15 protein-coding genes are annotated in these 12,850 nt (G+C 41.6%); 6 read left to right on the top strand and 9 right to left on the bottom strand.

What is annotated here, in order from left to right:
* Positions 1-26 precede the first annotated feature (26 nt).
* Genes SNE25_RS02815 through SNE25_RS02805 form a run of 3 tightly spaced genes read right to left on the bottom strand, consistent with a single transcriptional unit; the run spans position 27 to position 1,052 of the window.
* Entirely contained in the window at positions 27-416 is a 390-nt protein-coding gene (locus SNE25_RS02815) for a VOC family protein (RefSeq protein WP_321563573.1), read from the bottom strand.
* A gap of 13 nt (positions 417-429) precedes the next feature.
* Positions 430-630: a helix-turn-helix transcriptional regulator gene (locus tag SNE25_RS02810; RefSeq protein WP_321563572.1), complete on the bottom strand. Its 201-nt coding sequence runs from the start codon at positions 628-630 to the stop codon at positions 430-432.
* Positions 631-635: 5 nt separating this feature from the next.
* Entirely contained in the window at positions 636-1,052 is a 417-nt protein-coding gene (locus SNE25_RS02805) for a hypothetical protein (protein WP_321563571.1), read from the bottom strand.
* Positions 1,053-1,227: 175 nt separating this feature from the next.
* On the opposite strand from SNE25_RS02805, the gene SNE25_RS02800 reads away from it, so the two are divergent.
* A complete protein-coding gene (locus SNE25_RS02800; RefSeq protein ID WP_321563570.1) occupies positions 1,228-1,407 on the top strand; it encodes a hypothetical protein in 180 nt (59 codons plus the stop codon).
* A 143-nt stretch (positions 1,408-1,550) separates the two neighbouring features.
* Here SNE25_RS02800 and rimM read toward each other — a convergent pair whose 3' ends face one another.
* Both rimM and SNE25_RS02790 read right to left on the bottom strand, forming a co-directional pair.
* Entirely contained in the window at positions 1,551-2,078 is a 528-nt protein-coding gene (rimM, locus tag SNE25_RS02795) for a ribosome maturation factor RimM (RefSeq protein ID WP_321563569.1), read from the bottom strand.
* Between the two features lie 75 nt (positions 2,079-2,153).
* Complete coding sequence (locus tag SNE25_RS02790) at positions 2,154-2,696, bottom strand: 30S ribosomal protein S16 (protein WP_321563568.1); 543 nt, start codon at positions 2,694-2,696, stop codon at positions 2,154-2,156.
* 156 nt (positions 2,697-2,852) lie between these two features.
* Between SNE25_RS02790 and SNE25_RS02785 the strand changes: the two genes are divergently transcribed.
* Entirely contained in the window at positions 2,853-3,392 is a 540-nt protein-coding gene (locus SNE25_RS02785; protein ID WP_321563567.1) for a 5' nucleotidase, NT5C type, read from the top strand.
* Positions 3,393-3,458: 66 nt separating this feature from the next.
* Positions 3,459-5,210 carry a PAS domain S-box protein gene (locus SNE25_RS02780; RefSeq protein WP_321563566.1) on the top strand — a complete coding sequence of 584 codons (1,752 nt, stop codon included), beginning with the start codon at positions 3,459-3,461 and terminating at the stop codon, positions 5,208-5,210.
* Positions 5,211-5,228: 18 nt separating this feature from the next.
* On the opposite strand, the gene pfkA is transcribed toward SNE25_RS02780, so the two are convergent.
* From pfkA to SNE25_RS02760, 4 genes are all read right to left on the bottom strand, one after another.
* A complete protein-coding gene (gene pfkA / locus SNE25_RS02775) occupies positions 5,229-6,206 on the bottom strand; it encodes a 6-phosphofructokinase (RefSeq protein WP_321563565.1) in 978 nt (325 codons plus the stop codon).
* 143 nt (positions 6,207-6,349) lie between these two features.
* Entirely contained in the window at positions 6,350-8,104 is a 1,755-nt protein-coding gene (locus tag SNE25_RS02770; protein WP_407666981.1) for a protein-disulfide reductase DsbD family protein, read from the bottom strand.
* 20 nt (positions 8,105-8,124) lie between these two features.
* On the bottom strand, positions 8,125-8,577 hold the full coding sequence (locus SNE25_RS02765) for a protein-disulfide reductase DsbD domain-containing protein (protein ID WP_321563564.1): 453 nt from the start codon (positions 8,575-8,577) through the stop codon (positions 8,125-8,127).
* Positions 8,578-8,581: 4 nt separating this feature from the next.
* Complete coding sequence (locus SNE25_RS02760; RefSeq protein ID WP_321563563.1) at positions 8,582-9,352, bottom strand: biotin--[acetyl-CoA-carboxylase] ligase; 771 nt, start codon at positions 9,350-9,352, stop codon at positions 8,582-8,584.
* A 47-nt stretch (positions 9,353-9,399) separates the two neighbouring features.
* Between SNE25_RS02760 and rsfS the strand changes: the two genes are divergently transcribed.
* The 3 genes from rsfS (at position 9,400) to SNE25_RS02745 (ending at position 12,663) form a co-directional block, all read left to right on the top strand.
* A complete protein-coding gene (gene rsfS, locus SNE25_RS02755; RefSeq protein ID WP_321563562.1) occupies positions 9,400-9,774 on the top strand; it encodes a ribosome silencing factor in 375 nt (124 codons plus the stop codon).
* Between the two features lie 96 nt (positions 9,775-9,870).
* On the top strand, positions 9,871-11,970 hold the full coding sequence (gene ftsH, locus SNE25_RS02750; protein WP_321563561.1) for an ATP-dependent zinc metalloprotease FtsH: 2,100 nt from the start codon (positions 9,871-9,873) through the stop codon (positions 11,968-11,970).
* A 42-nt stretch (positions 11,971-12,012) separates the two neighbouring features.
* The gene (locus SNE25_RS02745; RefSeq protein ID WP_321563560.1) at positions 12,013-12,663 is read left to right on the top strand and encodes a LutC/YkgG family protein; all 651 of its coding nucleotides are present in this window, start codon (positions 12,013-12,015) and stop codon (positions 12,661-12,663) included.
* The last annotated feature ends 187 nt before the right edge of the window (positions 12,664-12,850 follow it).

The following is a 12,850-nucleotide window of genomic DNA, read 5'->3' as shown; positions in this document are numbered from 1 at the left end:
TCTAACGTCTTGTATCTATCAACTAATCAAATAGCCTTTTCAATCATCCAGTGATGCCCGAAAGGGTCTTTTATTCTACCCTGCCGGTAGCCGTAATCATAGTCTTGTACCGGTGATAGCATTTCAGCGCCTGCGTTTATTGCCCGGTCTACAACTGCGTGCACATCGTCAACAAAAAGGCCGATGATTACCGTAGTGCTGTCATATTTATCCGGACGAACGGCCGAGAAATTACTCGTTTCTTCATGCAAATGAAACAGGGTTCCGTTTATAGACAATTCCACTACATGAATAGAGCCATCATCGTTGCTAAAACGCCGTAGCTCAGTAGCGCCAAAGACGCTGGTATAAAAACTAACATCAGTTACACCATTCGGGATAATTAATTCAGGGGCAAAAGTTGGCTTGGTTTGCATAATTGGCTGGTTTTTAATCTTCTTCCTCTAATATAAACACTTCTTCAACGGGCTTTCCAAATATGCGAGCAATTTTGAGGGCCAGCACGGTTGAAGGCACGTATTTATTACTCTCGATGGTATTAATAGTTTGGCGCGATACCCCTGCCAGTTCGGCGAGGTCGGCCTGGGTAATATTTTTGATGGCGCGCTCTACGCGTATATTGTTTTTCATAATGGCTACTCGTTAATTAAGCGGTTGTTCTGGAAAATCTTCCACCTGAACCGGATAATAAAGAATACAAGGGGGACCAGTAAATTTAAAAACAATATATGCTCAGTATCTGTAGAAAAAACCAGGCTGATAATCAAAAACAAAAAATTGACATAAACGGCCCATTGTAATGAATCGAGCCGCAATTTCGTTATTTGCTCATCTTCAATTCTTTCCTTTGAAAAAGCTGCTATAAATAAACCCACAGCCATTAGCAAGGTGGTCAGCATAAAAAACACGTGCCTGCTGTTAAAGATGCCGGCATCGGCACCGTGCATATCAAAACCTATTTCGTTTTTGTATAGCACAATTGGTATATGTACTACAACCAGTATATATCCTAAATACCGGCACCAGTATGGAAATAAGAACAGCGGCTTCATGATTGTCAAGCTTGGTTTACCAAATGTAAAACAAACTTTACAAAAGTCAAATATATTGGACAAAAAAATTAATCTAAAAATAATCCCTTTGTGTATTCAAACACATTTTCAAAATTTTTCTTTGTAACACACCCATTTTTTGCCCAAACCCGTAAAAGTTAAGAAATAATTAAACATGAGCGAACCTACGGAATATGAAATGTTGTTAGCGGACGAGAAGCTATTGGCGCAGCAGGTTGCGGAAATTCAGGAAGTATTGCACAAACTTCAATATGAACTTTGCATTGTAAGGGACGCTTTACGTAAGTATGAACACTTAACCGTTATTCATAAAAAAACTAACGAGAATAAATAGCATACGCTATTTGCTGTTATTGGACTTTGTGTTTGTCAGCAGCTATGATCGTCCGTCCAATTGCACCAGGCCTCCAAATTTAAAATAGCAGAGAGGCTTATGTCGAAGAAGACCCTTCGCTGCGCTGAGGATGACAAAAAGAGTTATTCAGACAAATAAACATCGAGCAGCCCTTCGGGCAGGTCAATGTAAATTTCGCCGGCTTCTACGTCAATACCTTTAATAATATCCACATTCAGCGGGAACAGAATTTCCTTATTTTGATATTGAACGGTGGCTATTAATTGCTGTGGGTATTCCTGCACTTCCAGTATTTCGCCAAGTTCGCCATGGGCTTCATCAATGGCAATAAAGCCTTTAACATCGTTCAGGGTAAACTCACTCTTTTTCTTTTTGGGCTTTAGCTTATTGGGCAGGTAGATGTCTTTTTTTACCAGTAAAGCTGCTTTTTCAATGATGTCCACATCTTCCAGGTATAAATAGGCATTACTTTTTTGCAGGTATTTAATTGATGTCACAAAATAAGGGATCAACTTGCCTGCTATATCAATAAATAAGGCATCAAACTTTATGGCGTCAAGGCCATCAAAGTCAACATAAATCTGCATTTCGCCTTTGAGGCCTTTGGTTTTTAATATACTGCCTACCCTGAAACAATCTTCAGTCTTCATGAAAAATATGGATTAAAAAATAATGGCGAAGAACCTGTAGGTTGCTTCGCCATTAAGTAAGTCTTAATAATAAAATTATTCTGCGCTTTCAGCAGCAGCGTCTGTTTCAGCAGCAGCATCTTCTGCCGGAGCTTCCTCTTCTGCAACTTCTTCAGCAACAGGAGCATTTTTAGCGGCAATAGCAGCAGCTTTTTCTTCTTTCTTTTTAGCTTCAGCAGCCAAAGCAGCTTTACGCGCTTCGTCTTTTGCAGAAAGCAAGTTGGTTTTTTTACCGGTGATTTTACCTTCTTTTTGCTCAGTCCACTCAGCAAATTTAGCTGTAGCCTGTTCTTCGGTTAAAGCACCTTTTTTAACACCCCCTTCTAAGTGTTTTTTGTAAAGCACGCCTTTGTATGAAAGGATAGCGCGACAAGTATCGGTAGGCTGGGCACCTGTGTTAACCCAAGCTAAAGTTTTGTCGAAATTAATGTCGATAGTTGCAGGATTAGTGTTTGGGTTGTATGAACCTAAACGCTCAATAAAACGACCGTCGCGTGGAGCGCGGGCATCTGCTACTACGATGTAGTAAAAAGGTTTACCTTTTTTACCGTGTCTTTGCAGTCTGATCTTAGTTGCCATTTCTTCTTTTTATGTATTCAACATGTCCCCGGAGTTCTTTCTGCGGGGATGCAAAGGTATAAATTATTTGTAATAATTTAAAGCCCTAATAATTAATTATTTATTAAAGCACATTGCGCTATGCTTTCTTTGAAAAAAATTGCAATTTCAGCCGCAATGAGCATCAACAGAAAATTACGCATAGCTATTGATATGGATGAGGTTATGGCCGACACCATTGCCAAGTTTATTGACCTGTACGAAGCCCGGCACCAAACCACCATATCACTGGGCGATATGCATGGCAAGGAATTCCATGAAATATTGCCGCCACATCTAAGCAGCTCGTTAAGACAGTATATAAATGAAAAAGGCTTTTTTCGCGATTTACCGGTTATGTCCGGCAGCCAGGAAGTAGTAAAAGCGCTAACCGAAAAATACGACGTATATATAGCATCGGCCGCCATGGAGTTTAAAAACTCGCTCGAAGATAAGCTGGAATGGCTCAATGAGCATTTTCCATTCATCTCGTGGACCAACATTATTTTTTGCGGACATAAAATTGTGGATGTGGATATTATGATTGACGACCGTATAAAAAACTTTGTGACCTTTAAAGGGCGTAAGCTATTGTTTACCTCGCCGCATAACATGCTCATCACCGACTTTGAAAGAGTTGATAACTGGAATGATGTTGCAACAAAATTGTTACATTAATAAGATAAGCGCACATTAAAAATGCCCTACTTTTATAAAATTGGCCCGCTATCCTTAATTTAAAGTATGCATTCCCATACAAATGTTACACTTGGCGACTGTACACTTGCTTTTGACATTGACGAACAAAAGTATTTGTTTATAAGCCCCGGAATTTCTGCCGTTTTGGGTATAACTGCCGGTCAACTAAATCACGACTATCGCCTATGGGAAAACCTGATTGACGATAAGGATATTGCCTGTACAAAAAAGCTCATTAATTGCCTTACCGAAAACAATCCGGTGGAGTTAATCTACCAGATCAGGACACCGCAGCAAACCATCAAAACCATTAATGACAAAAAGAGCCTCTTTATTGATGAATGCAGCGGACACAAAATTTTGCTCAGTACCATTAAGGAGGAGCCTGGTAACAACAAACCCGCAGTTGCTCCCAAAAAGCTGCATCAACATGAAAACGCCGGACTAAGCAAGCAGTTTTTAAACTCTCTTATTGATTCACAAACCAGCTTCCTGATCAGGATAGATATTAATGGCAATTATATTTTTGCAAACCGCCAATATTTTAAGGCGTTTGGTTACAAAGCCAAAGACATATTAGGAAAACATTTTTCAACTACCACTATACCGCAGGAAGTTAGCCTTTGCAAAAAAGCTTTCACCAAATGCGTTAATAACCCCGGTAAAATTATTCCGCTGCTACACAAAAAACCCGATGCATGCGGAAATTTACATGATACCGAATGGGAACTAATATCAATAGTTGACGAAAACGGCCAGGTTTGCGCCGTACAGGGTATTGGCCATGATATTACCAACCGGCTAAAAACCGAAGCGGAAATAAAAAAAACATCGCAAAAGCTCGACACCTTTATTGAGAGCATAACCGATGCGTTTTTTATTGTTGATAACGACTGGAAATTTGTACGCGTAAATGCTGCCTTTGAAAAAACGACCCTCAAAAACCGCGGCCAGGTACTTAATAAAGTAATATGGGATATTTTCCCGTCTATCGTAAATACAGGCTTTGAACAGTCCTTTTATAAAGCAAAAAACAACCAGCAGAGTATCAAATTTACCGAAGACTTTGCCGGGGCAAATAGATGGTTCAATGTGTCGGTTTACCCGTCGGCCGAGGGCCTGACTGTTTTTGTGAAGGATATAACCGAAAAAAAACATGCCCAGGAAGAAGCCATAAGCGCTAAAAACAGCCTTGAAGCACTAATTAATAATACCACAGACCAAATTTGGTCTGTTGATGCCGAAAGCCGTTATGTTTACATGAACAACGCTTATATAAAGCAAATGGCGCATCTTACCGGCACAGCCCCCAAAAAAGGCGACCGTTCTTATACCCATGCCCGGCTGCCCAGACAGGTTATTGATGATTGGCAAACCTACTACCAACGCGCATTAAAAGGTGAGCATTATACCATTATCAGGGAAAGTGTCCACAATGCCTCAAATGAACAATTGTTCTTCGAAATAAATTTCAATCCCATTTACAGTTCAAAGGGTTGCATTATGGGTGTTGGTTGCTTTGCACGTGACATAACCCGCAGACTTAAGGCTGAGCAGGAATTGCTGCGCCAAAACAAACGCATGCGTAATATTGCCACATTAAGCTCACATGAATTAAGGCGACCGGTGGCAAGCATGCTGGGATTAATGAACATTATTGACATGGAAAACCCCGAAAATCCCGAGAACAGGCAAATAATGGATTACCTGCACATTGTAAGCACCGAGATTGACGACGTGATACGCCTTATTGTTGACCATACTTTTACAGGTGACCACACCTTTACCGGCGATTGACCTGCTTGTAAGCAATGCTTACATAGATAATATTTCAACCAGCTTTAACAGGTTAGGGTTTATATCTACATGGTGTTTAATGGCATGTTCAAACGGTGTGTAAGCAATCTCATTATGAATAATGCCTATCATCTCGTTACGGTGACCATCCCTTAAAGCCTCAACTGCTGCCGCGCCTATTCTGCTGGCCAGCACCCTATCCATACAACTTGGTGCGCCGCCGCGCTGTATATGGCCCAAAATAGAAATGCGGGTATCATAATGAGGAAATTTTTCCTGAACCAACCTGCCAACTTCAAATGCACCACCAGCTTCTTCACCTTCGGCGACTATTACTATCCTCGAGGTTTTGTCTTTACGACCATGTTCAAGCCTGTTAAACAACCCTTCCAAACCGCTTTTACTTTCTGGAATCAGTATAGCCTCAGCCCCGGCGGCAATACCGGTTCTCAGGGCAATCAGGCCCGAATCGCGGCCCATTACCTCTACTATAAACAACCTGTCATGTGATTCGGCAGTATCCCTGATCTTATCCACCGCTTCCACAACTGTATTAATGGCGGTATCATAACCAATAGTAAAATCGGTACCCAGCAAATCATTATCAATAGTACCTGGCAAACCAATTATAGGTATATCATACTCGGTGCCAAATACTTTGGCGCCGGTAAAGGTACCGTCGCCGCCAATGGCAATCAGGGCATCAATGTTTTGTTTCTTTAATTCGTCGTAAGCTTGTTTGCGCCCTTCGGCTGTTCTGAAGTTATCGCAGCGGGCAGTTTTTAAAATAGTGCCGCCGCGTTGTATGATGTTTGATACTGATTTACGGTTCATCGGTATAAAGTCGCCTTTGGTCATGCCGTCATAACCACGGCGTATACCGGTAACTTCAATGTCGTAATATACAGCCGTACGTACAACCGCCCTTATGGCAGCATTCATTCCCGGCGCGTCGCCACCTGATGTAAAAAGTCCGATGTTTTTAATCTGCGTCATTTTTTATTCTGTACGGGCAAGTAGGAACCCTACCTTAAAAAATTAATAATTTAAATTAAGCGTTTTAAGCTATGCACATAAAAAAAACGCGGCCAAGCCTTAAAACTTGCCGCGAATTTACGCTTTATTTTTTTACGATGTGGCTACTTTTTGAAAGCCGCTATACCGCTGTCTAAAAATTTGATGTAGCTGGCTATGTCATAATCGGCCGGTGAAGTTGGGATATCGGCGCCGTTGGCATCCTTTAAAAAATTACCGTCGCTATCAAGCATCACATATAAAGGCTGCGAGTTTGAGTTAAATCTTTTGGCTTCCAAATCGCTCCATTTACCACCCAATGTGGTTATTTTTTTACCACTATAGTCAGAAACAAATTGCTCTTGTGCCGGCAGCGCTGCTTTATCATCAACCACAAGCTGCAACAGTACAAAATCATTTTTGAGCCGCCTGAATACTTCCGGATCCGACCAAACGTTTGCTTCCATTTTACGGCAGTTTACACAGTTAAATCCGGTAAAGTCAATCAGTATTGGCTTGTGTGTCGCCTTTGATACCAGCAAAGCCTGGTCGTAGTCGTACCACGAATCAAGTCCGCGGGTTTTTATGCGGGTATAGCTGCCGGCATACTTCTTTTCGCCAATGCCTGCCAGTACCGGCGCAGTAGTTGAGCTTGAGGAAGAAGAACCGGAACCATCTGGTACGCTTGAAAGGTTAAAATCCTGCGTTGCTTCTGGCGGCAGAAACGCGCTGATTGATTTTAAAGGCGCACCCCATAGTCCTGGCACCATATATATTACAAATGCAAATACCATTATAGCCAAAAATGTTCGTGGTATGGACAGATAGGGCACATCACTGTCATGCGAAAACTTGATCTTGCCAATAAGGTAAAGCCCCATCATTAAACCAATGGCTATCCACAGTGATAAAAATATCTCACGGTCAAACCAGTTCCAGTGATAGGCCAGATCAACATTTGATAAAAATTTTAATGCAAAGGCCAGTTCCAGGAAACCTAAAATCACCTTTACGCTATTAAGCCACCCCCCCGATTTAGGAAGGCTTTTTAAGGCAGAGGGAAATAAAGCAAATATGGTAAATGGTAAGGCCAGTGCCAGAGCGAAGCCAAACATGCCAATAGCAGGTCCTAAACGGTCGCCTTTTGATGCAGCGTCAACCAAAAGCGTCCCTATAATTGGCCCCGTACATGAAAATGACACCACTACAAGCGTTGATGCCATAAAGAATATACCCGCGAGACCACCTTTATCGGCATTTTCGTCCAGTTTATTGGCTAACGAGCTGGGCAGTGTAATTTCAAATGCCCCCAGAAACGAAATGCCGAAAACAATAAGCAGCAAAAAGAAGAATATGTTAAATATGCCGTTTGTTGCCAACTGGTTAAGAGCATCTGACCCAAAAATGATAGATATCAGCAAGCCCAGTGTAACATAAATAACAATAATGGATGCACCATAAATAAGGGACTGGCCAATTGCTTTTTGCCGGCTACCACTTTTTTTGGTAAAAAAACTTACGGTTAATGGCAGCAACGGATATATACAAGGCAGTATTACTGCGGTAAACCCACCCAAAAGTCCAAATATGAATATCTGCCAAAGGGTCTTGGGCTTTTCGGGCTCGGGGCTGGTGTGCTTAGGTGCAGGTTTGGCCGCGGCAGCTTTTGCCGCGGAATCAGCGGCTTTTTTTCGTATGGCTATACTATCGGCCGCGGTTGGTATATCGGTAAATTGAATATCGCTGGTTGATATGGTTGTGTCCTTATCGCTTTTCTGCATGGCATAAGCAGGCCGCGGGGCATTTATGCCAAATATAATGAGTAGGCTTACTAAAGCAAGCGACGTTGGCAGCCAGTTAATTTTATTGAACAGTTTCATTGCTATTTCCTCAAGGTAAATTATTTGCCTAAAGGAATATTAAAATCAACATCTTCTGGTGGCAGGCATTTTTTATCGTTACAGGTCATGTAGGTAAGTTTACCTGTAACATTTGTAGCCTTAGCCGATTTAAGACTTATTTTTTGTTGAAAAACTACCTCTTTTTCAAAGTAGCTTACATTCATATTAAAAGCTTTTTCAAATTTGGTTACCGGGGCCGGTTCAGATGGTTTACCTACCGGCGCATATAATTTTGAAGGGGTAAACTCAAAAGAGGTTTTTATTGGGCCGCCATCCTTAACGTTAAGGGAGTATATATGCCAGCTTGGTTGAATAGTGGCCTTTAAAAACACAATGGCTTCTTTATCATTCAACTTTTTTGCCGCGTATGACCATCTTACGGGCGTTTCAATCTGGGCATAGGCCCCCGCGCAAATCACAAGCGCCATAATTACCAACAGTACCTTCTTCATTTAACTATTTATTTAAAAATTCAATTTGTTTTAAACTAAACTCCTGCTGCTCATTATTATTTTCCACAACCAGCAAACCTTCATCCTTCACATTTCTGATTATACCTTCAAAAACCTGATCATTTGATCTGAAATACTTCTGCTGGTTTAACCAATACAGCCTGGATAAATATACTTCCCTGACAGCTAAAAACCTACCTGCCTTTAAACTAAGGTAATGAGCCTCAATATGGGCGCAAATTTCTGATAATATTGTTCGTAAATCATAATCCTTATGTAAGATTTGCTTTAGCGATATGGCATTACCTGCACCTGCGTCAAAACTTTCCTGGTTTATATTCAGGCCTATACCTATAATGGCATGCTTTATATGCCCGCTCAGTATATGGGTTTCAATGAGTATGCCACCGAGTTTACGATCGTCATAATAAATATCATTTGGCCATTTTATCTTTAACTTGCTACCCAGGTAAGGTTCAAGCGCATCAAAAACCCCCAGGCTAACTACGCGGTTAAGATCAAACTGGTTAATAACCGGCAGAAAACCAGGCGTTAACAATATACTGAATGTAAGGTTTTTTCCGGGTTCGCTATGCCATTTATTTTGCTGCTGGCCACGGCCGGCATATTGGCTTTCTGCCATAATGACCGTACCTTCGGGCAATGGCTTGGAATTTGACAGTAAATTCTTAAGGAAAGTGTTGGTTGAATCAACTTCTTTAATTGTTACTAAATTTTGACCAACAAATAATGCCGAAAATATGTTATTTTGCAAAGTATAATAATTTTTAACTCAAAAACGTTCAAAACTAATTCTTTTTGATGGTAAAAAACAAAGTGTTAAATCAGTCAACCTATATTTCAGAGCTTGCCATACATGGCATACAGGAAAAAAAGGGAAATGATATTGTAAGGTTAGACCTTCGTAATATATTCAGTTCGGTGTCAGATTACTTTGTGATTTGCCATGCCGATTCAACCACCCAGGTTAAAGCTATTGCCGGCAGTATTGAAGATGAGATTTTCAAAGCCACACAGGTAGAACCCTGGCGAAAAGAGGGTTTGGAATATGGAGAGTGGATACTGCTTGATTATGTGGACGTTGTGGTCCACGTGTTCAGAACCGATAAACGTGAATTTTATGGCGTAGAGGATTTGTGGGGTGATGCCGAAATTAAATATTATAAAAGTGCTTAAACATTCGTCACAAAAACCTGCCGGGCAGAGTCATGGTACTAAACCTTTGTAAATTTTTAAATTATAGATTGTAAGTTTGAGCTCGTAACGAAAGAAATGAAAGATAAAGATAATAAATCAGAAAGTCCGAGACCTATTAGGAAGATACTAAATAAAAAATCGCCACCTAAACCACCTAAGTTTAACATTATGTGGCTTTATGGCATTGTGATTTTAGCATTCCTGCTGGTACCTACGCTATTAAGCGGTGGCTCAGGCAAAAACATCAATTTCCAGGATTTTGAGACTATGCTAAAAGGCAACGATGTTGAAAAGCTGGTAGCCTACAAAAGCGGCGACCTGGTGGTTGCAGAGGTTTACATTAAAAAAGAAAGCCTGAAAAAACCTCAATACGCAAATGCCAATAAAGAGCAGCGTTTGTTCAATACAGCCAATAACGGCCCTCAGTACACTTTTACCGATGCTTCATACGAAAGCCTAAAGCAGTCTGTTCTTAATGCTGAAAAAGATATGCCCGAAGAGCAGAAAGTTCCTATCCAGTACGAGCAGGGGCATGAAAGTTTCTTGTCTAACTGGCTGGTGCAAGGCGTTATTATGGTGATCCTGTTTGCTGGTGTATGGATATTTATCATGCGCCGCATGAGTGGCGGTTCTGGCGGTGGCCCAGGCGGTCAGATATTTAATATCGGAAAATCAAAAGCTACCCTGTTTGATAAAGAAGCCCAGGTGTCGGTAACATTTAACGATGTGGCGGGCCTTGAAGAGGCTAAACAGGAAGTAATGGAAATTGTCGATTTTCTTAAAAACCCTAAAAAGTACACCAACCTTGGTGGTAAAATACCAAAGGGAGCATTGCTTGTAGGCTCACCTGGTACAGGTAAAACCTTATTGGCCAAAGCGGTTGCCGGCGAGGCACAGGTACCTTTCTTCTCGCTGTCAGGATCTGACTTTGTGGAGATGTTTGTGGGCGTGGGTGCATCACGTGTGCGCGATTTGTTCCGCCAGGCTAAGGATAAGGCCCCATGTATCATATTTATTGATGAGATTGACGCCATTGGCCGTGCCCGTGGTAAAAACAATATAGTAGGCGGTAATGACGAGCGCGAAAACACCCTGAATCAGTTATTGGTTGAAATGGATGGTTTTGGTACCGACTCGGGCATTATTATCCTGGCGGCAACCAACCGTCCGGACGTGCTGGATTCGGCGTTATTACGCCCGGGCCGTTTTGACAGACAAGTATCTATTGACAAGCCCGATCTGATTGGCCGTGAGCAAATATTTAAGGTGCATTTAAAACCTATTAAGTTATCAGATGGTGTTGACGCTAAAAAATTATCAGCCCAAACACCAGGTTTTGCCGGCGCCGAAATTGCTAACGTTTGTAACGAGGCTGCATTAATAGCCGCCCGTAAAAACAAAGAAGCTGTTGATATGGCCGATTTTCAGGATGCTATTGACCGTGTTATCGGTGGCCTCGAAAAGAAAAACAAGATCATCTCTCCCGAAGAAAAACGCATTGTTGCTTACCACGAAGCTGGTCACGCTATAGCCGGCTGGTTCCTGGAACATGCCGACCCATTGGTAAAGGTTTCTATTGTGCCCCGTGGTGTTGCCGCCCTGGGTTATGCTCAATACCTGCCAAAAGAGCAGTTTTTATATACCACAGAGCAATTGCTCGATGAAATGAGCGTATCAATGGGTGGCCGCGTTGCCGAAGACATCGTTTTCGGTAAAATATCTACCGGCGCGTTGAGCGATCTGGAACGTATTACCAAGCTTGCTTATGCCATGACCAAAATTTATGGTATGAACAATAGTGTAGGTAACGTATCATTCTATGACCCGCAGGGTGAGTACCAGTTTAACAAACCATACTCTGATACCACTGCCGAAATGATTGACAACGAAGTGCGCAAACTGGTTGATGTTGTTTATCAGAAAACAAAAGATTTGTTGAATGAAAAACGCGACGGTTTGGAGAAGATAGCTCAAAAGCTATTGGAGAAAGAAGTGCTGTTCCAGTCAGACCTGGAAGAGATATTGGGTAAACGGCCTTTTGATGAACGTACCACTTATGATAAATTTGTGAACGGTGAAGCTGCGCTAAACCCCGACGTTGATAACAACGCCATACCCGAAAACATTACCAACCCTGAACTTTCAAGGGTTGACGGGCAAGACTCCAAAGCATAAATTAAAAAAGCCACCAGCAAGCTGGTGGCTTTATTTTTTACTATGAGGGATATTACTACATCAAAAGAAAAGCTTCTTAAAAAAATACGCAAGGCGCTTCTTGAAAAGCGGGACAACCCATATCCCCAGCTGGAAGACCTGCCGCATTATGCCCCTGCTGATGAAATTCCCGAAGTAATTTTCGCCGAGCAATTTACCGCTGTTAACGGGCAATTTGTTTTTTGCGAGGATGAAATACAATTCATTGAAACACTGCTTACCCTTGCCGAAGAACGCAGCTGGCATAAAATATACTGCTGGGAACCTGGCTTACAGGAAATACTAACCCGCTTTGAATATCCTTTTTATGAAACCGACAAAGACTTTGAACAGGCCGAGGTTGGTTTTACCTTCTGCGAAGCATTAATAGCCCGCAATGGCAGTATCCTGCTGTCAAACGGAAATATGGCGGGCAGGCGCTTAAGCATATATCCTCCCGTACATATTGTGCTGGCCTACACATCGCAAATGGTTCTCGATCTTAAGGATGGCTTTAAACTCCTGAAAAACAAATACGGATCGCGATTACCTTCCATGATCAGTAACGTTACCGGGCCAAGCCGCACAGCCGATATTGAAAAAACGCTTGTGCTCGGCGCTCATGGCCCCAAAGAGCTCTTCGTTTTTTTACTGGATGACAGCGTTACCTCTTAGCAATAAGTTAATTATTACGAGCCTTTTACGATAATTTATAACTTATAAGAAAAAGCTATTATTTAATCATAAATTATCAAAAGTAAGTTGCACCGCTTTGCTTTTTGATCGCTAATTTAGTTCCTTAATCCCAGCCCAGGCTGTTTAATTCTGTTAATATCGTACACAACTCATTAAAAAATCACCC

The organism is Mucilaginibacter sabulilitoris, assembly GCF_034262375.1.
Classification (GTDB): domain Bacteria; phylum Bacteroidota; class Bacteroidia; order Sphingobacteriales; family Sphingobacteriaceae; genus Mucilaginibacter; species Mucilaginibacter sabulilitoris.
This window is presented reverse-complemented; position numbering and strand designations above follow the sequence as displayed.